Raw genomic sequence first — 20,902 nt, 5'->3', positions numbered from 1 at the left:
CGGTACGCTTACGAAGACTCCTCGTAACCCCGACGAATCCGCCCCTCCTGCCATGCCTTTGTCAGGACGTCGGCGATCTGGGCCAATCCCCTCGCGGTGGTCATCTGCCAGTGCGTGGTGGAAACCGCGTGGTTGTGTACGGCCCCGTCGACGATGTCACCCCAAATCGTCGCTCCGACGCGACCTGTCGGGTCGTCCAGGGCGGCGGTGAAATAGAGGACGTCGCCGTGGTAGATCGGCGGGTGGTACGCACTGCGCAGCATCACGGATTGCACGGCGGCGTCGAGTATTCGGCCCACTCGGTCGGAGCCGAAGGAGGCGAACGGTTCGGGCAGCTGCGTCAATCGCTGCGGGAGAGCGGCCCAATCCATGTCCGAGGCGGCGCCGAGATCCCCCGCGGCTTCACCGAGCAGGCCGCCGATGAGTTCGGCGACCGGTACCTGCCCGGCGTCGGTGACCACGGTGCCGGGCGGATCGGCCATGTAACTGTCCATCACCGCCAGCAGCGCGACCCGCTCGCCACCGCGCTGCAATTGCACCGCGATCTCGTGCGCGAGGACGCCGCCGAAGGACCACCCCAGCAAGTGATAAGGCCCGTGCGGTTGCACCGATCGAATCAACTCGACGTAGCGGGTCGCCCATTCCTCGATCGAATCCGGCATCGCGGCGGCGGTGGCCAGCACCGGAGTCTGCAACCCGTAGATGGGTCGTTCGGGGTCCAGGTAGGCGGCCAGTCCCGCGTAGGACCAGGAGATGCCGGAGACCGGGTGCACGCAGAACAGCGGCGCGGCCGAGCCCGCGGGACGCAACGGCAGCAGCATGTCGAACGCCGCCTCCGTTTCCAGGCTGCCGGCGGCGCGACGGGCGAGGTCGGCGACCAATCCGCTGGGCGTCGGCGTCGTGAACACCCGCATCACCGGCACCTTCGTGCCCAGCACGGTCGACAGCCGCGCGGTGAGCTTCGCGGCGATCAGCGAGTTGCCGCCGTGCTCGAAGAAGTTGTCGTCCATACCGAATCGGTCGAGGCCCAGCACCTCGGCGAAGGCGCCGGCCACGGATTGCTCCACCGGCGTGGCGGGCGCGCGGTATACCCGCGCACGGAACGCGGGGGCGGGCAGCGCACGACGGTCGAGCTTTCCGTTGTCCGTCAACGGGATGGTATCGAGCACCACGATCGCGGCGGGCACCATGAAAGCGGTCAGGAATTCGGTGACCCGGGTGCGGAGGTCGGCCGGGTCGAGGCGCGCGCCCGCCTCGGGCAGAACGTATCCGACCAGCTGATCCCCCAGCACGGGGTCGGTCCGCACCGCCGCGACAGCCTGACTCACCCCCTCGCACCGCAGCAGCGCCGTCTCGATCTCTCCGAGTTCGATCCGGAACCCGCGCAGCTGCACCTGCTGGTCGCCACGCCCCGTATAGGCCAGTCCGGACCCCACCCAGCGGGCGAGATCGCCCGATCGGTACATCCGCGAACCGGGTGGCCCGAACGGGTTCGCCACGAACCGGGTCGCCGTCAGGCCGGACCGACCCAGATAACCCCGCGACACCTGACCACCGGCGACATAGATTTCTCCGGAGGTTCCCCGCGGCACCGGATGCAGCCGCTGATCGAGCACATAGGTGTCGAGGCCGGGCAGGGCACGGCCGACGAGGGCAGCCGGACTGTCGATCAAATCTTCGCCGATCGGCAGGAACGACACGTGCACGGTGGTCTCGGTGATGCCGTACATGTTGACCAGCCGCGGCGCGTTGCCGGGGTGGCGTTCGTACCAGCGCCGCAGCTGCCGCAGATCCAGTGCCTCGCCGCCGAAGATCACATAGCGCAGCGCCGACCCGCCGGTCGCGGCGTCCCGGTCGGCGTCCACGAGCTGGTAGAACGCCGAAGGTGTCTGGTTCAACACCGTCACCTGCTCGCGAATCAGCAGCTCCCGGAACGCTTCCGGGGCACGCGAGGTGGCGTAGTCGACGATCACGACGCTGCCGCCGGTCGCCAGCGCGCACCACAACTCCCACACCGAGAAGTCGAACGCGAAGGAATGGAACAACGTCCACACGTCGTGCTCGTCGAACCCGAACAACGGCCGGGTGGTGGTGAACAACTCCACCGCGTTGCGGTGTGTGACACCGACGCCCTTCGGCACACCCGTGGAACCGGAGGTATAGATGACGTAGGCGAGATGGTCCGGCCGCAGCGGCGCCGCGCGCTCGGCGTCCGTGACCGGATCATCCGGGAACCCTTCCGCCCGCTCCAGCAGCACGACCGGAAGGTCGTTGTCCGGCAGGCCGGATCGTTGCGCGGCTGTGGTCAGTACGCACACCGGCGTCGCGTCGTCCAGCACGAACGCCAGCCGCTGCGCCGGGTAGGTGAGATCGATCGGCAGGTAGGCCGCACCTGCCGCCAGCACGCCGAGCAACGCGGCCGGCAGTTCCTCCGTCCGTGCCACAGCGACAGCGACAACGGATTCCGGCCCCGCACCCGCCGCGATCAACGCGCGGGCGATCCGATTCGCGTGCCGGTGCAACGCATCGAAGCTCACCGTGGCCTGGTCGAATCGGATGGCGGTGGCATCGGGTCGCCGCCGCGCCTGCTCGCCGACCAGCTCCGGCAGCGTCGCAGCGGGCACCGCGACGCGGGCCGCCGCGTCCTCGCCGAGCAGGATCGCGCGTTCGGACGCGCTGAGCAGATCGATGTCGCCCACCGGCACGGTGGGATCGGCGGCCACCGCCGCCAGGATGCGACCGAAGCGCTCCGCGAAGCGCGCTACGGTCTCGTCGTCGAAGAGGTCGCTGGCGAAGGAGAATTCCGCGTACAGTCCTACGTCGTGGCCGGAGTCGGCATGCAGCGCCGCGGTGTTCTCCCGGAGGCTGAGCGACAGATCGAACTTCGCGGTGCCGACCTCGAAGTCGACTTGCTCCAAACGCATTTCGGGCAGGTCGAATCGCTGTTCGGGCAGATTGTCGAAGCTCAGCGACACCTGGAACAGCGGGTGTCTGGCGGTCGAGCGTTGCGGGTTGAGCAGTTCCACCAGGCGTTCGAAGGGCAGGTCCGCGTGGGCGAATGCCCGCAGGTCCGTCGTTCTGGTCCGGGCGAGCAGTTCCGCGAAGGACGATTCGCCCGGCACCTGCGTGCGCAGCACGAGAGTGTTGACGAACATGCCGATCAAGTCGTCGAACTCGGGCTCGCCGCGTCCCGCCACCGGCGTGCCGACCGCGACATCGTCTGTGCCGGACAGCCGCGCGAGCAGGACCGCGAAGGCCGCGTGCACGACCATGAACAGCGTCACGTTCTGGTCCCTGGCCAGGGACCGCAACTGCCGATACAGCTCGGCGTCGACCGTGAAGCCGACGCGGCGACCGGCGAAGGTCTGCACCGGGGGCCGGGGACGGTCGGTCGGTAGCGGCAGTTCGTCGGGCAGTCCCGCCAGCGCCGAGCGCCAGAATCCGATCTGCTCGCAAAGGGGGCTGTCCGGGTCGTCCTCCGAGCCGAGCACGTCGCGTTGCCACAGACCGTAATCCGCGTATTGGAGCGGGAGCGGCGCCCAGTCGGGCGCGACCCCAGCCACGCGCGCGGTGTAGGCGAGCATCACGTCCCGGGTCAGCGGCCCCATCGACCATCCGTCGGCGCTGATGTGATGGGCGACGAAGACCAGGACGTGTTCTTCCTCGGACAACCGCAGCAGCGCGGCGCGCAACGGGAGTTCGACGGTGACGTCGAAACCTCTCCGGACGACCGCGTGGACTCGCTCGGCGAGTTCATCTGGGCTGATCCGCACGGGCAGCAGATCGAGCGAAACGTCGGAGGCTTCGAGCACCCGCTGCACCGGACCCGCGGGAGTCTGCGGGTAGACCGTACGCAACGTCTCGTGGCGGCCCACGACATCGAGGACGGCTTGCCCGAGGGCAGCCGGGTCGAGCCGGCCGACGAGCCGGACGGCGACCGGGATGTTGTCGACGGCGGAGGCGGTGTCGAACTGGTTGAGCAACCACATTCGTTGCTGGGCGAGCGACAGCGGAATCTGTTCCGGTCGTGGGCCTGCCGCCGGCGTACGACGGCCCACTGCTCCCGCGTGGCGTTCGGACCGCGAGGCCAGCCCGGCCACCGTGGACGCCTCGAACAGGGCGCGCACCGGGACCGATGTCCCCAGTGCGGCGCCGAGCCGGGCCGCGACCTGTGTGGCCAGCAGCGAATTGCCGCCGAGGGCGAAGAAGTCGTCCTCGGCCCCCACCTGGTCGACGCCGAGCACGTCACCGTAGATACCGGCGACGATCTCCTCGATCGGCGTGGACGGCGCCCGGTAGACCGCGGGCGCGACCTCCGGTGCGGGAAGGGCGGATCGGTCGAGTTTGCCGTTGACGGTGAGCGGCAACCCGTCCAGCACGACGAACGCCGACGGCACCATGTACGACGGCAGCAGGGCGGCGAGCATCGTCCGCACCCGGGCGGGGTCGAGTTTCGCCGAGGCCTCCGACGGCACCAGATAGGCGACCAGGCGGTCACCGGCCTGAGCGTCGGTCCACGCGGTCACCACCGCCTGTCCGATCTCGGGGAGGCCGCGCAGGGTGGTCTCGATCTCTCCGGGTTCGACGCGGAAGCCACGGATCTTGACCTGGAAGTCGCTGCGGCCCCGGTATTCCAAGACGCCGTCGCGATTCCACACGGCCAGGTCGCCGGTGCGATACATGCGCTCACCGGTGCCGAAGGGGTCGGCGATGAACCGCTCCGCGGTCACCGTCGCCTGTCCGCGATAGCCGCGCGCCAATTGCGAACCCGCCAGATACAGTTCGCCCACGACACCGTCGGGCACCGGTTGGAGACGATCATCGAGCACGTACACCCGGTTGTTCCACTCCGGGACGCCGATGGGCACGCTCGCCTCGTCGCTCGTGACGACCCGGTGGCTGGTGACCGAGACCGCCGCCTCGGTCGGCCCGTACAGATTGAACAGTTCGGTGCGCGGATGTTCCCGGCGCAACCGCTGCGCGAGTCCGGCGGGCAGCGCCTCACCGATGGCCAGTACCCGCCGCAGCGAATCGGGTAGCCCGACCGTGAGCAGAGCCTCCAGCATCGACGGCACGGCGTGCAGGGTGGTCACCCATTCCCTGGCCACCAGATCGGCGAGATAGGCCGGATCGCGGTGTCCGTCGGGTGCGGCGATGACCAGCCGCCCGCCGCAGGCCGCCGCCGACCAGAATTCCCACACCGACAGGTCGAACGTCGCCGCGGTCTTCAGCAGTATCGCGTCGGCGGCGTCGAGGCCGAACTCCAGGATCTTCCACTGCAATTGATTGGCGATCGCGGCGTGCGGCACCGCGACGCCCTTCGGACGACCGGTGGAGCCCGAGGTGAAGATCACGTACGCCAAGTGCTCCGGTCGCAGCGGGATGATGCGCTCGGCATCGGAGACCGATGTCGCGTCGAGCCCGGCGAGATCGAGTTCGGGCAGGCGCAGCACCGGCGCGACATCCGTGTCGAATCGTGTTCCGGCCAGCACACAGACCGGGTCCGCCGCCTCCAGGACATAGCGGACGCGTTCGGCGGGCTGATCCGGGTCCACCGGCACGTACGCGGCGCCCGACTTGGCCGTCGCGTACATCGCCACGACCAGGTCCACCGACCGCGGCAACGCGAGCGCCACCCGGTGCTCCGGACCGACGCCTCGCGAGATGAGATACCGTGCGAGTCGATTGGCGCGCGCATCCAGTTCGGCATAGGTCAGCTCGGTGGCGCCTTCCGGCGCGTCGGCGACCAAGGCGACGGCATCCGGCGAATTCGCCACGGTGGCGTCGAACAGCGAAACCAGTGTCGCCGAGGCGTCGACCGGCCGCTGGGTGGTGTTGCGCCGCCACAGGATCTCCGCGCGCTCCGCCTCGTCGAGGATGTCGATCTCGGCGACCGCGGTCTTCGGAGTACGCGCGACCGTCTCCAGCACCCGCGACAGTCGCGCGACGATGTCACGCGCTGTCGAGGCGTCGAAGAGGTCGGCGGCGTAGGTCAGGAAGCCGTGGATACCGGCCGCGGCGCCGGACTCGGCATAGGTGTCGGTGACGATCAGGTGCAGGTCGAATTGCGACAGACCGGTGTCCGGATCCACGCCGGAAACCGTCAGACCCGGCAGCTCGAGGATGGCCTCGGACAGGTTCTGGAATGAGAAACCCACTTGGAACAGCGGGTGGCGGGCGGTGGAGCGAACCGGATCGAGCACTTCGACCAGCCGCTCGAACGGCACATCGCCGTGGGCGAACGCCTGAATGTCGGTATCGCGTTGCCGAGCCAGCAGTTCGGTGAACGGTTCACCGCCGTCGATCCGGGTGCGAAAGACCAGAGTGTTGACGAACATGCCGATGAGGTCGTCCAGCACGGCTTCACCACGGCCCGCGATCGGGGTACCGATGGCGACGTCGTCGGTCCGACCCAGCCGGGACAGCAGCACCGCGAAGGCGGTGTGCACCACCATGAACAGCGTCGCGCCGTGGTCGTGGGCCAGGTCGGCGAGGGCCTGATGGGTTGCCGCGTCGACGTGGACCGCCACCTTGCCGCCGGCGAAGGACTGCACGGCCGGACGCGGCCGGTCGGTGGGCAGATCCAGCTGATCGGGCAGGCCGGCCAGGGCGTGACGCCAGTAGGCGATCTGCTCGGCGGCCAGGGAGTCCGCGTCGCTTTCCGAACCTAGGAGTTCGTGCTGCCAGATGCTGTAGTCGGCATATTGCACGGGCAGCGGCGTCCAGTTCGGCGCCGCACCCGCCGCGCGTGCGCCGTAGGCGACCATCAGGTCTGTGGTCAACGGACGCAGGGAGAAGCCGTCGGCGCTGATGTGGTGCACCACCAAGGCGAGCACGTGCTCGGTGGGGCCGGGTCGGTCCACCTCGGCGACACGGAACAGCGCCACCGCGACGGGAACTTCCACGGTGACGTCGAAGGTGCTCGAAAGGAAGTCGCCGACAACGGCTTCCACGTCACCAGCCGCCACCGTGCGAACCTCGAACCGCGGCGTGGCTCGCTCCGGTGCGAGGATCACTTGCGTGGGCCCGTGCGCGGTCTGCGGGTAGACGGTGCGGAGGATTTCGTGCCTGGTGACCACGTCCACGATGGCGGCGCGCAACGCGTCCACATCGAGCGCTCCCGTCAGCCGCACCGCCATCGGAACGTTGTAGGCCGCCGATCGGGTGTCGAACTGGTTGAGGAACCACATCCGTTGCTGCGCCGAGGACAGCGGAACATGCTCGGGCCGCCGGTGGGCGGTGAGCGGTCGCCGCCCGCCGGAGCCCGCGTACCCGGCCAGCCGGGCGGCCAGGGCAGCGACGGTCGACGCCTCGAACAGCATCCGAACCGGCACCTGGGCCTCCAGCACCGTGCCGAGCCGGGCCGCGGCCTGGGTGGCGAGCAGCGAGTTGCCGCCGAGGCGGAAGAAATCGTCGTCGGCGCCGAGTCGGCGGGTGGTGCGCAGCAGGTCGGCGAACACGTCGGCGACGGCCTGTTCGAGCGGCCCCGACGGCGGCCGGAACGGGGCGTTGGGCAGCCGCGGCTCCGGCAGCGCGCGCCGGTCCAGTTTGCCGACCGGAGTCAACGGGATCTCGTCGAGTACGACGACGGCCGTCGGCACCATGTGGGCGGGCAGTGTGCGCCCCACTTCGTCGACGAGTGCACCGGTGTCGATGGACGCGTCCGGCGCGGGCAGCACGTAGGACACGAGGATGGTCGCACCGGCATCGGTTTCCCGCCCGACCGTGACCGCGAAATCGATGTCCGGACGGCGGGACAGCACGGCATCGATCTCTCCGAGCTCGATCCGGAAACCGCGGACCTTCACCTGGAAGTCGTTGCGGCCGACGTAATCCAGGACGGTCTGCTCGCCGGTTCGGCGACGGCGCACGACATCGCCGGTCCGGTACAGCCGCGCGCCGGGCGGACCGTAAGGGTCGGCGACGAACCGGGCCGCGGTGAGCGCGAAGCGGTCGTGGTAGCCGCGCGCGAGCTGGCTGCCAGCGAGATACAGTTCGCCGGCGACGCCGTCGGGGACCGGGCGCAGCCTGCCGTCGAGCACCAGCGCGCGCATGCCCCGGATCGGCCCGCCGATCGTCACCGGTTCGTCGGGCGACAGCGGATCGCTGATATTGGTCATGATCGTGGTCTCGGTCGGCCCGTAGCCGTTGTAGAACTCGCGGGTCCGCCTGCCGGAGATCGGCTGCACCCAGCGTCGCACCAGCTCCGGCGGGCAGGCCTCGCCACCGGCGATCACCACCCGCAGCCGGTCCGGTCCGGCCGGTTCCATCGACGCCAACGCCGCGGGCGTGACGAAGGCGTGGGTCACCCGTTCACGGCGCAGCACCGCGGTCAGATCGTCGCCGCCGTAGACGGTCGGTGCGACCACCACCATGGTCGCCGCGCCCCCGACGGCCAGCAGCAACTCCAGCACCGATGCGTCGAAGGACGGCGAGGCGAAATGCAGTGTGCGCGAAGCGCTTGTCACGCGATAACGCTGGCGCTGCTCCGCGCAGAAGCTGGGCAGCCCGGTGTGGGTGACCACCACACCCTTCGGTGTGCCCGTGGAGCCGGAGGTGTAGATGACGTAGGCGGGGTGCTCCGGACGGAGCGGTCGCGTCCGGTCCCGGTCGGTCACCGGGTCGGTGCTCTGTTCCCCGAGTCCGCGCGTGAACTCGGCGCTGTCGATGACCAGCCACTCCACCCGCTCGTCGGGTAGGTCGCCGCGCACCGCGCCGACGGTCAGGCCGAGTACCGGGCGCGCGTCCGACACCATGTGCGTCACCCGCTCGCGCGGATAGTTCGGGTCGACCGGGACGAAACCCGCACCGGTCTTCGCCACGGCCCATACCGCGAGCACCGACTCCGGTGACCGCGGAATGCCCACGGCCACCAGATCTTCGGGCCCGATGCCGCGCGCGATCAACGCCCGCGCCAATCGTGTGGACTGCTCGTCGAGTTCGACGTAATCCAGTTGGGCATGCGTTTGGGAGCCGTCGGCGAAGATCACCGCGACACCGTCGGGGTTCTCCTCCGCGGCGGCGGTCAGCAGGTCCGGCAGCAGCGCGACGGCAGCGGGCTCGACCCGGTTCGGTGGCACTGTCGCAGGGCCCCCGGACACCGCGCGCCGGGCCTCTTCCGGCTCGAGGATGTCGATGTCCCATACCGCCGTCGACGGTTCCTCCGCCGCCGCACTCAGGATGCGCGCGAATCGGGTAAGGAAGGAGCGGATGGTCGATTCCTCGTAAATGTCGGTGGCGTAAGCGAATACGACGTCCATCTCGCCGATTCCGTGGGCGGCGTGCCGGGGTTCGATGAGCACTTGCAAGTCGAATTTGGCGGTGACCTCTCCGGTGTCCAGTGCGGTGACGGTCAGATCGGGCAGCTGCAAGGTGGGTTGCTCGATGTTCTGGAACGACAGCATCACCTGGATGAGCGGATCGGCCACAGCGCTGCGGGCGGGAGCGACTTCTTCCGCCACCCGCTCGAAGGGGATGTCCGCGTTGCCGAAGGCCGAAAGAGCCGCTTCGCGGGAGCGTTCGACGAGGTCGTGGAAGGTTGCCGCGTGATCGGCCACGACGCGCAGCGCGAGGGTGTTGACGAACATCCCGACGAGGTCGTCGAGTGCTCGTTCGCCGCGTCCGGCGATGGGGGTTCCGATGACGATGTCGGTGCCGCCGGACAGGCGTGCCAGCAGTGCGGCGAGAGCCGCGTGGACCACCATGAACAGGCTCGCGTTGAGCTCGCGCGCGATCCCGGCCAGCCGTTCATGCACCTGTGCCGGGATGGTGACCGCCGTCGCCGCGCCACGCGTCGACGGCGTGCCGGGACGGGGGCGGTCGGTGGGCAGCTCCAGCGGCCCGGAGAGCCCGGCCAGCTGCTCGCGCCAGTACGACAACTGCGCCGCGGCAACCGAAGACGGATCGCTGTCGGAGCCGATCACGGCGTGCTGCCACAGGGCGAAGTCGGCGTATTGCACCGGCAATGGCGACCATGACGGCGCGCCGCCGCCGGTGCGGGCGAGGTAGGCGGTGGCCAGATCGCGGGCGAGCGGGACGAGTGACGACCCGTCGGCCGAGATGTGGTGCACCACCAAGACCAGCAGATGTTCGTCGCCGGAGCTGAACAGCCGCAGCCGAATCGGCGCGGACGCCGTCACGTCGAATCCGGTGGACATCAATCCGGTCACCATGTCCGCGACGCCGGTGGCGCCGAACTCGACTACCAGTCCATCCGGGAGTACGGCGTCGACCGGCAGGATCTCCTGGTACGGCAGCCCCTCCGGGTCGGCTGGGTAGCGGGTGCGCAGCGCCTCGTGCCGCACCAGCACGTCGACCACCGCCTGATGCAGTGCGGGCTGGTCGAGGGCGCCGGTCAGCCGCAGGGCGAAGGGCATGTTGTAGGCGGGGGAATCCGGATCGATACGGTTGAGCAACCACATCCGCTGCTGCGCGAGGGAGAGCGGGACCCGCTCCGGTCGAACCGAACGAACGAGCGCGGGCCGGGCGGGCGCGCCGTGAGCGGCGACCCGGGCGGCGAGAGCGGAAACCCGGGTCGCCTCGAACAGATCACGCACCGTGACCCGCGCGTTCAAAGCTTCGTTGACGCGCGCGACGGCTCGGGTGGCCAGCAGCGAGTTGCCGCCGAGCGCGAAGAAATCGTCGTCGAGACCCGCCCGGTCGACGCCGAGCAGATCGGCGAACACCTGAGCGATCGCCTGCTCGACAGGCGTGCGGGGGGCACGGAACTCCTCGGCCTCGAATACGGGTTCCGGTAGTGCCTTGCGATCGAGTTTGCCGCTGGTGTTCAGCGGCAGCTCCGCCAAAGCGACCACCGCGGAGGGAATCATGTACGCGGGCAGCACCGCGGCGACCGCCGCGAGCAGGTTTCCCTGGTCGATGACCTCGCCCGGTCGGGGGACGGCGTAGGCCACCAACCGGTCGCCCAGAGGCGCTGCCACCACCGCCGCGACCGCCTGGCTGACCGACGGTTGCGCGAGGAGGGCGGTCTCGATCTCGCCGAGCTCGATGCGCTGGCCGCGGAATTTGACTTGGGAGTCGGTGCGGGCCAGATATTCCAGTCGTTGTGAACGGCCCGCGTTCGGTGCGCGCCACACGACCAGGTCGCCGGTGCGGTACATCCTGCTTGCGGCCCGGAAGGGGTTGGCGACGAACCGGGTGGCGGTCTGCGCGGACTGGCCGGCGTAGCCGCGGGCGAGCTGCTCTCCGGCGAGATACAGCTCGCCGGGCACGCCGGCGGGCACCGGTCGCAGTCGCGCGTCCAGCACGTAGACCTGCGTGTTCCATTGGGGTGTGCCGATCGGCACCGCCGGTTCCTCGGCGGCGCCCGCGGGCCAGGACGTGACCGAGACCGCGGCCTCGGTAGGACCGTAGAGGTTGTGCACCCGTGCGCCGGTAACCGCGCCGACCGCGTGCACGGTTCGCGGTGGCAGGGCTTCGCCGATCACGAGCACCTCCCGCAGCGTGGGCAGGGATCCGGCGGGCAGGTGCGCGGCGAACTCCGTGAGCATGGAGGGCACGAAGTCGGTGACAGTGACCCTCTCCGCGCCAATGGTTTCGGCGAGATACGCCGGGTCGCGGTGTCCGTCGTGATCGGCGACGACGAGTTTCGCGCCCGACCGCAGCGGCATGAGGTAACCCCACAACGAGACGTCGAAGGTCGTCGCGGTCTTCTGCAGGTACGCATCTCCCGGGCCCATCGGATAGTGGGCGAGCATCCACGCGATCTGGTTGTCGATCGCCTGATGCGAGACCATCACGCCTTTCGGCCGTCCGGTGGAGCCGGAGGTGAAGATGACGTACGCCGGGTGCTGGGGAAGGACGGGGCGCAGCAGTTCACCGGCATCGACCGCCGTGCCCGGCAGCAGTTCGGTCCGGACGGTGTCCAGATACAGCACCGGCATGTGCGGCGGTATCGGCACTGCATCGGTGGTGCTGCTGAGTACGCACACCGGTTCGGCGGTGTCGAGGACGTGTCCGATGCGTTCGGCCGGGTGATCGGGGTCGACCGGCACGAACGCCCCACCCGCGGTGAGGATCGCGTACATGCCGACGACCAGATCCACCGAACGCCGAACCGCCAGTCCCACCAGCGATTCCGAGCCGACACCGTGGCCGATGAGCACTCGCGCGAGCTGGTTGACCCGCTCATCGAACTCGCGATAGGTCAACTCCTGCTTCGCGTCCGCGATGGCCACCGCATCGGCGTGCCGCGCGACAGCGCGCCGGTATCCGGCGAGCAACGGCCCAGGGGTGATCGGATAGCGCGTGTCGTTCCAGTCGCGCAGGATCGTGGTGCGTTCGGCCGCGTCGAGCAGCTCGATGTCTCCCACCACACGATCCGCCGACTCGGCCACGGCGGCGAGGATCGCGCGGTATCGCCGGGCGAATCCGGCGACGGTGGCTTCGTCGAACAGGTCCGTGCAGTAGGTGAACGCCGCCGCGATCCCCAGCGGGGTGCGGTTGTCTTCGCGCGGCAGCATGGTCAGCTCGAGATCGAACTTCGCCACCGGCACCGGCACGTCCACCGCCGAAACCGTCAGCGCGGGCAGTTCCAGCGTCGAGGGCGCGAAATTGTGGAAGGTGAGCATTACTTGGAACAGCGGGTGATGCGCGCTCGACCGCACCGGATCCAGCAACTCCACCAGACGTTCGAACGGCACCTCGGCATGCCCGAACGCTTCGATGTCGTCGCCGCGCACCTGCTCGAGCAGGTCGGCGAAGCCGCGGCCGGGGTCGATCTCGGTGCGCAAGACCAAGGTGTTGACGAACATGCCGATCAAGTCGGACACCGCGGCGTCACCGCGACCGGCCACCGGCGTGCCGACGGTGATGTCACGCGTGTTCGACAACCGTGCCAGCAGCACCGCGAAGGCGGCGTGCGCGACCATGAACAGCGTGGCGTCATACCGGCGCGCGAGACGGGTCAGCGCCGCGTGCGTGGGCGCGTCGATCGTGAACTCGTAGCTCGCGCCGCGCCCGGAGAACACCGCGGGGCGTGGCCGGTCCGCGGGCAGATCCAGCCGTTCGGGCAGGTCGGCCAGCCGCTGTCGCCAATACCCGATCTGGCGGGCGAGGATCGAATCCGGGTCTGTCTCGTCCCCGAGCATCTCCCGCTGCCACAGGGTGTAGTCCGCGTACTGCAGCGGCAGCGCCGCCCAGCCTGGGGCCGCGCCGGCCGCCCGGGCAGCATAGGCGGTCATCAGGTCGCGGGTCAGCGGCCCCATCGAGGAACCATCGCCCGCGATGTGATGGACCACGCACACCAGCACGTGCTCGCTGTCGTTCAGTCGCAACAGCCGCACCCGCAGCGGCGGCGCCACCGTCACATCGAAGCTTTCCCTTATCGCCGCCAGCGTGTACTGGGGTATCTCGGCCTCGCCGACCTCCCACACCGTCAGCTCCGGGACCGCCGGCGGATCCGAAATCGCATGCACCCGTTGGCTACCGGAACCGTCGTGGTCCGGGTAGCTGGTACGCAGCACCTCGTGCCGCTCGACCAGATCATCGATCGCCGCCCGCAGAGCGGCGACATCCAGCCGCCCACGCAGACGCACCACCAGCGGGATGTTGTCGGTCGCACTCGCCGGATCGAACCGGTTGAGAAACCACATCCGCTGCTGCGCATAGGACAACGGCACCCGCTCGGGTCGCGGCATCGGCCGCGGCACCGGATCGGACCGATCGGTCAGCTCGGTGAGCCGTTCGGCCAGCTTCGTCACCGCCGAGGCCTCGAACAGCAAGGTGACCGGTACCCGCACACCCAACTCCGCACCGATACGCGCCGCGGCCTGCGTGGCCAGCAGCGAGTTGCCACCGAGTTCGAAGAAGTCGTCGTCGACGCCGACCCGGCCGGCATGGTCACCGCCCTGCGGCAGCAGCACGGCGGTGAAGGTTTCGGCGACCAACCGCTCGGTCGCTGTGGTGGGCGCCCGGAATTGCCGTGCGGCGAGCACCGGTTGCGGTAATGCGGCGCGATCGAGTTTGCCGACGGGGGTGAGCGGCAGATCGTCGAGCACGGTGATCGCACCCGGGATCATGTACACGGGCAGCGTTCGTGCGACGAATTCGAGGAGGTCGGTGGTGTCCACCCCGACCCGGCCACCGGCCGGATTCTCCGCGGACACATGGCGCGGCAGCACATAAGACACCAGCGTTTGCGCCCCCGAGGGCAGTGTCATCCCGAGCGTGACCGCATAGTCGACGTCCGGATGCGCGGTCAACGCGGTGTCGATCTCGCCCGGCTCGATCCGCAAGCCGCGGATCTTGACCTGGAAGTCCACTCGGCCGTGATATTCCAGCATCCCCGCCGTGGTGCGCCGCACCAGATCACCCGTGCGGTACATACGGCCGCCGGCTGCCGCGGTGAACGGGTTGGCCACGAATCGTTGCGCGGTCAACCCGGGACGCCGCAGATAACCTTCGGCCAGTGCGGGTCCGGACAGATACAACTCACCGACCACTCCCGGCGGCACCAGACGTAATCGCGCATCGAGGACATGCGCGCCCAGCCCTGGGACCGGCGTGCCGATATGCGGCGAGTCGTCCACGGCGAGCGCCGCGGTGCCGGTCGCGACGACCGTGGTCTCGGTCGGGCCGTACAAGATATGGAACGCCCCGTGCTGCGCCCACCTCGCGACCAGTTCGCCACCGACCCGCTCACCGCCACACAAGATCGCGCGAAGGTCGTCGAGCCCCGCCGGGTCCAGCGATTCCAACGCCGCCGGGGTGATGCACAGATGCGTAACCCGCTCCCGCCGCAGCAGGTCGGCCAGCTCCACACCCCCGAACACCGTCGGCGGCGCCACCACCAGCGTCGCGCCCGCCGAGAACGCCAGCAGTATCTCGACCACCGAGAAATCGAAACTGGGAGAACACAAGTGCGTCACCCGCGATCCCCGCGTCACTTGCCGTGCGGTGACCTCGTGCTGAACCAGACCCGCCAGACCGGCATGAGTGACCGCGACCCCCTTCGGCCTGCCCGTCGACCCGGAGGTGTAGATGACGTACGCCACATGCTGCTCGGTCAACGGCCGCAGTCGGTCCAGATAGGAAATCGAATGCGCCGGCTCGGCGGCGATTCGCTCCCTGTGTACAGCGGCATCGAGTTCGACCCACTCAACAGCACCAACCGGTAGCCCAGCCCGGTCCGCCGCGACGGTCACACCCAGCACGGCGCCGGAATCCGCGAGCATGTGCGAAACACGCTCCGCTGGATGACCCGGGTCGACCGGCAGGTAGGCCGCGCCCGTCTTCGCCACCGCCCACACCGCCAGCACCGACTCCACCGACCGCGTCAGAGCTACCGCCACGACGTCACCCGGCCCCGCCCCGAACTCGATCAGGTAGCGACCGAGCCGCGAAGACTCCTCGTCCAGCTCTCGGTAGGTCAGCTGGCGCTGATCAACCGGGTCCCCGCTCGGATTGAACCGAAGCGCGACCGAGTCGAACGCCGTATCGACCGCCGCCGTCAGCAATTGCGGGAACAGGCGATTGCGTGATCGGGAATGGTGGACGCGACGTACGGAACGGCGTGTTGCGGTCATGCGGTGGGGTCACTCTCTACATCGAGCAAAATGCGCCCCGGCAATGAAGCAGCAAGCAAGGCCTCGAATGCTCGAACCCATGACCGGAGCGTGCGGTCGGACCTTAGCGAACGACGAGTGGATCGACCTGCCGTCATTGGGAAGCCATCGGTGCCGCTGGATCGACCGCACGCCGAGCAACGTCAGCCGCGCCGGCTCCTCGGTGGTGTTGTCGCCGGGCCAACTCCTGGCTACGCCGGTCGGCCGTCGGTCACGGCCCTGGTCAGAGCCAGCCGTTGCGGCGGAACAGCAGGGCCAGCCAGCTGCAGGCGACGACCATGAGGATGAGGACCGCGGGGTAGCCCCAGGGTTGGCGCAGTTCGGGCATGTGGTCGAAGTTCATGCCGTAGATGCCCGCGATCATGGTGGGGACCGCGGCCAGGGCGACGAGAGCGGAGATCTTGCGCATGTCGGTGTTCTGGCGCACCGCGATCCGCGCCAGGGAAGCGGTGATCAGGGCGGAGAGGGCGTCGTCGAAGTCGTGGACGCGTTCGGCGGCGGTGGCGTGGTGATCGGCGACGTCGCGCAGGTAGCGGCGTACTTCCTTGCCGAGCCCGGAGTCGGGCTTGGTCAAAGCCTGCAGCGGGACTGCCAGCGGGGTGATCGCTCGCCGTAGTTCGACGACCTCGCGCTTGAGCTGGTAGATGGCTTCGATGGTGAGCCGGGAGCGGGGGGTGAAGACCTCTTCTTCCATTTCCTCGACGTCGGCTTCGACTTGCGCGGTGACCTCGAGGTAGGCGTCGACGACGTGGTCGGTGATCGCGTGCAGCACCGCGGCCGGTCCCAGCGCCAGCCGGGCGGGGTCGGTCTCGAGTTCGGCGCGGACCTCTCGTAGTCCGGAGTGGGCGCCGTGGCGCACCGCGACGACGAAGTCGGGGCCGCAGAAGATCAGGATTTCCCCGGTCTGCACGATCTCGCTGACGGCGTGCATGTCGTGCTCGACGTAGGCTACCGTGCGCAATCCCAGTACCAGGGTCTGGTCGTAGCGTTCCAGTTTCGGGCGCTGATGCCCCACCACCGCGTCCTCCACGGCCAGCGGATGCAACCCGAACAAGGCGGCGACCTCGGCCATCTGCCCGGCATCGGGTTCGTGCAACCCCAGCCACACGAATCCGCCACCCTCACCGGCGGCGCCGTCACCCGCGGCGCCGGTGGCGGTGTCGCGGACGGCGGCCAGCGCTTGGGCCGGGGTGAACCGGCCCGGTTCCCGGTGCCCGTCCCGGTAGACCCCGCAATCCACGACCGCCCGCGCCACCGGCACCGGAATTCGCTTCAACGACACGACCGCGTCGGCAGCCGCGTCCCGGCCAGACTTGTTAACCACCGCACGAGCCTAGAACCCACCGGAACCCGGGGGCGCTCGCCGGGGTCGCGATCTGCTCGGTATGGGGGATCGACAGTCGATGCGCGGCTCGCCGGAGGCGGACGCCTGCGGGCCGGTTCATGGTCCGTCGGTGTCGCCCGCTTCCGAAGACGGGGGTGGTGTCTTGCTGAAATGGATGTGCACGGGCATGCGGAAGAGGTTCGTCGAGCCGCTGCGCATCCACTGGGTGACTGCCGCCACGGTCGATCCGATCGACACCGCGATGGCCAGGAACGCCCACGGCGTGAGGCTCGCCGAGGCGTACGCGTGCTGACCGAAGCCCGGCACCGCGAGCTTGCCGTTGTTGAACGCCCAATTGAGCAACGATCCGACCTGACCACCCAGATCCGAGGTGCGGGAGACCATGGACTTCAGCTGGCCGCCCTTGCTGTTGACATAGAGGGCCGTGATGAGCACGAACACGGTTGTGGCCAGCGTGGACATCGTCGCCAGCCGTGTGAGCGCCTCGATGCGGAACCGCAGATTGATCACCACGGCCAAGACGGTGACGACGATCGCCGCGCTGGCGAGCAGTGCCCAGAAGCCGGTGATCTGCGGGGCGCGCGGATTGGATCGTGACCAGACATTGAGAAACACCGTTGTAATTTGCATGCGGCCGAACGCATTCGCGCGGACGCTGCCATCCGCGCCGGACGCGGTGATCCACGGCTGGAACAGTAATGCGAGTGTCACCAGGCTGCCGATTGCGGCCCAGGCATAGCCCCAATATCCGCGCAGCGCAACCTGATACGCCCTCGGCCCTCGCGCCGTGGCATTACTGACGATCTTTCCCCGACCATTTCGAGGAGTGTTCCCTCGCCACGGCGTCGGCTGCACCATTGGCTCAGTCTAAGACCGGCTGATTGTCCGAATCGGAGTTTATCGCCACTGCTGGGAATGCGTGAATCCAGCCCTTCGTGCGTCCTCACGAAAAAAGCCACGCGTTGATGGCGGCGCGACGGCCAGGTAAATCGTGTATGAACTTTCCGACCCGTCGAGATGCTCCACTGAGACGACTCGTAATTCCTGGCGCGACTGCGTGCCGAACCCGCAGGGCGAGTTGCGGGAGCGATGCCTTCGTCGTACGGGACCGGGAGTCCCAGGGCGGCCGGGACTGCTTCGGCGACCGCATGCTGACCGGGTGACGGCGGTCACCGGCGGCGACCAGGAATGAACCTTGCGGTGGAAATGAGCGGGTCTGTCGGGTGCCGGCGATCGCTCAGGCGCCTGCGTCAGCCGAACGCGGATCATCTCGCACACCGAAGGACGCGGAGTCTCAGTTATTCGGCGGGTGTGAAGACAGTGAACTTCGCACCGGGTTCGAATACTCCCGCGCGGTCGGGCACGGCGCCCGACGCGCTGGCGGAGTCCCTAGTGCGTCGGGTTCGATGTTGTCGGCGATTGTAAAAATCATGAAAATTTCGGTGGTGCGGTCAATTTCGCACTTGCCGAGGATCTCAGCGGCGTGCAAGTCACGCCGAACTGCTCGACAAAGCTACATTCGCAATGCCGGAATAGCGCATGCCAGCACCCGACTTCGCATCGGACTACTCGAGCCCGAGCCCGGATCCCACTGAAAACCATCGGTTCCCTGCGTAATTCACGATCGGCGCTGCGGTTACGGGTGTACTCACGCCGGCGCGCCGGCATCCGACCACGCTCTCGTCGAACGGGTGACGCCGGCGCACCGGTGACCGGATCGCGCGCGCTCAGGTGCGCGTGGACGGGTGCTCGCCGCGTCGCAACGGCGGCAGATGTTCCACCACGCCCGCCACTACAGCGAGGGCGCGACTGGCGTGCGCGCACCCGCTCGCCCATCGTCGCGGCGCTCGGCGAGCCACCTGGTCGAGCCGGTCGCGCGAACGGTCCAGCGGCGCGAGCGGCACCGCCGCCAGCGCGTTACCGGGCAACCGCCGCGCGACGGTCGGATGCGGCCGTGTGGGCGCGGTGACTCGCACGGCCAGCCACGCCCAGCCCGCCCGGCGCAAGGCCTGCGCGTCGAGTGCCTCCTGCAACTTCGGCAGCAGCACGTCCTCTTCGTCCCGCACGTCCTGGCGCAGCAGCCCCTCGATCCTCGCGAACAGCCCGCGATGCTCGGGACTGTCGGCGTCGATCGTCTCCAGCTCGCTGAACAGCTCGTTGATCTCTTGCTGCTCCTGCTCGACGCGCAACGTCAGTTCCTCGCCGTCCGGGAGGACCTTCCGAGCCAGCGGCCACAGCACCGCCTCCTCCGCGAACGCGTGCGGGAAGACCAGCCAGCACAGCGCCGTCATCGCGTCCCGGCGCTCGTCGCCGCCGCTGCTGTCGATGCGGGACAGCAACCCGTCGAGGATTTGGTGATCGCGGCGCTGCAAGCTCAGCACACTGCGGGGACCACCAAGCTCCGCTTCGGTCTGCTCGGCAAGAGAACCCGGCATCGGAGGCTCCTTCGGTCGGTTCGTGCTCGTCCTACCCGCACTGCGCGGAGCGAGACCGACCGCTCTGGCGAGTCGAGCCCAGCCCGCGCATCCGCAGACGCCAACCGAGAGCTGAAGGTTTGCCACGGGAGACGACTCCCAGCTGTACGGGCGCCTGGCTGCACGTAAGCCTGGTGCCACCGGTGGCCCGATGCGCGACTTGGGCACAATCGCGCCGCAGCTCGAGCCGGATGATCCGTTGGCCGGGAGATTCCATGCTTACCTCGGCATATGTCGGTCAGGCATGCTTTTTTCGGAGCAGGTTACTCTCGGGTAGTGCCGGGTAAGCGGATAGCGGTGCACCTTGCGCCGACCCGATGCTGTCAACGTCGAAGGGACGAGATTCGCATGAGCACTCCCGACACCACCACGTTGCTGGCGCAGCTGCGCGCTGTCCTCGCTTTGACCAACACCGAAATCCAGGTCGCCGAAACCCGCATAGCTCAAGCCCGGACCGAAGCGGTGCGGCGCGAGCTGTCCGAGAACGCCGACAACGGCCGTGCCCGCGCCGAGGCCATCGAGGCCGCCATCCGCGACCTGGGCAGCGTCCCGGAATTGGTCGGCCCTTTCCTCGGGCGCGCGGCGGCCGCGGTCAAGGCGATGGTCGAACAGGCCCAGCCGTTCGACGAAGCCTTGCTGAGCGACCTCACCCTCGAACACCAACTCCTCGACCGCGCCCGCTACATCAAGGCCCTGGCTACCACCGCCGGTCAACGTCAGGTGGTGGCTCTGGCGGAGCGGTTGATCACCGCGCACTCGGCGACCGTGGACTGGCTGACCACCGTCCTGGCCGAGGACGCCCTCGGCGGGCCGGCCGCACTGCGCCGCACACCACTGCAGGCGGCCACCGGAACCGCGGTGAAGCTGGTCAACCTCCCGGTCACCTGGTCCGCTCGTGGTCTGGACCGGGCACTGGACACCGTCCGCGCCACCCCACCCGTGCTCGGCGAACTGCTCGCCCAAGGTGCGCGCGCAGGGGATGTCGCCGTCAAAACCCTCTCGGCCTCTCGCGACGCCGCCCTCGAGACCGCCGAGCAGGTCACCCGCCGCGAAGGCGCCGATACCGCCGCCGACGCGTTGCGTTCGATCCGTACCACCACCGGCGTCCTCGAACCCGACGAGTTGCCCATCGGCGACTACGACGAGCTGAACGTCAGCCAAGCCGTCGCGGCGGTCAAGGATCTCTCCGACCCCGCCGACATTCGATCGATCGTCGCCTACGAGGAAGCCCACAAGAACCGGCACGGTGTCGTCTCGGCCGCCCAGACGCGGCTCGCGGCGATCGCCCAAGAAATCGCCGGCATCAACTGAACGCCGCCGCCGAGCAGCGACACGCCCCGGCCAGCCGACGATGCCCGCCGCGCTGGTCGGCAACAGCGGCTGAGCATCGACCTGCGAGCAGCATCGCTGTCGGCGCCCGCAACTAGAACGCGCCGCAGGCTTGCGTGGCGGCAGGCCGGGCACGGTCATCCTCGCGCTGGCAGGCGGGACGCCCCCAC

Annotated in this window: 5 protein-coding genes; 1 reads left to right on the top strand and 4 read right to left on the bottom strand. The window is 68.8% G+C overall.

Annotated elements, in window-relative coordinates:
• Window positions 1-8 precede the first annotated feature (8 nt).
• From K8O92_28995 to K8O92_28980, 4 genes are all read right to left on the bottom strand, one after another.
• The gene (locus K8O92_28995; protein ID UAK31744.1) at window positions 9-15,545 is read right to left on the bottom strand and encodes an amino acid adenylation domain-containing protein; all 15,537 of its coding nucleotides are present in this window, start codon (window positions 15,543-15,545) and stop codon (window positions 9-11) included.
• 262 nt (window positions 15,546-15,807) lie between these two features.
• Window positions 15,808-16,845, bottom strand: coding sequence for a magnesium and cobalt transport protein CorA (locus K8O92_28990; protein ID UAK36004.1), 1,038 nt, complete (start codon window positions 16,843-16,845; stop codon window positions 15,808-15,810).
• 180 nt (window positions 16,846-17,025) lie between these two features.
• Window positions 17,026-17,640 (bottom strand): hypothetical protein, encoded by a 615-nt coding sequence (locus K8O92_28985; protein UAK31743.1) that lies wholly within the window; start codon window positions 17,638-17,640, stop codon window positions 17,026-17,028.
• A gap of 1,016 nt (window positions 17,641-18,656) precedes the next feature.
• Window positions 18,657-19,364, bottom strand: a complete 708-nt coding sequence (locus tag K8O92_28980) for a hemerythrin domain-containing protein (GenBank protein ID UAK31742.1) — start codon at window positions 19,362-19,364, stop codon at window positions 18,657-18,659.
• Window positions 19,365-19,751: 387 nt separating this feature from the next.
• Between K8O92_28980 and K8O92_28975 the strand changes: the two genes are divergently transcribed.
• Window positions 19,752-20,714, top strand: coding sequence for a ferritin-like domain-containing protein (locus K8O92_28975; protein UAK31741.1), 963 nt, complete (start codon window positions 19,752-19,754; stop codon window positions 20,712-20,714).
• The last annotated feature ends 188 nt before the right edge of the window (window positions 20,715-20,902 follow it).

The organism is Nocardia asteroides (assembly GCA_019930625.1).
Classification (GTDB): domain Bacteria; phylum Actinomycetota; class Actinomycetes; order Mycobacteriales; family Mycobacteriaceae; genus Nocardia; species Nocardia sputi.
The sequence above is the reverse complement of the archived record's forward strand: the minus strand, read 5'-3'. Positions and strand labels throughout refer to the sequence as shown.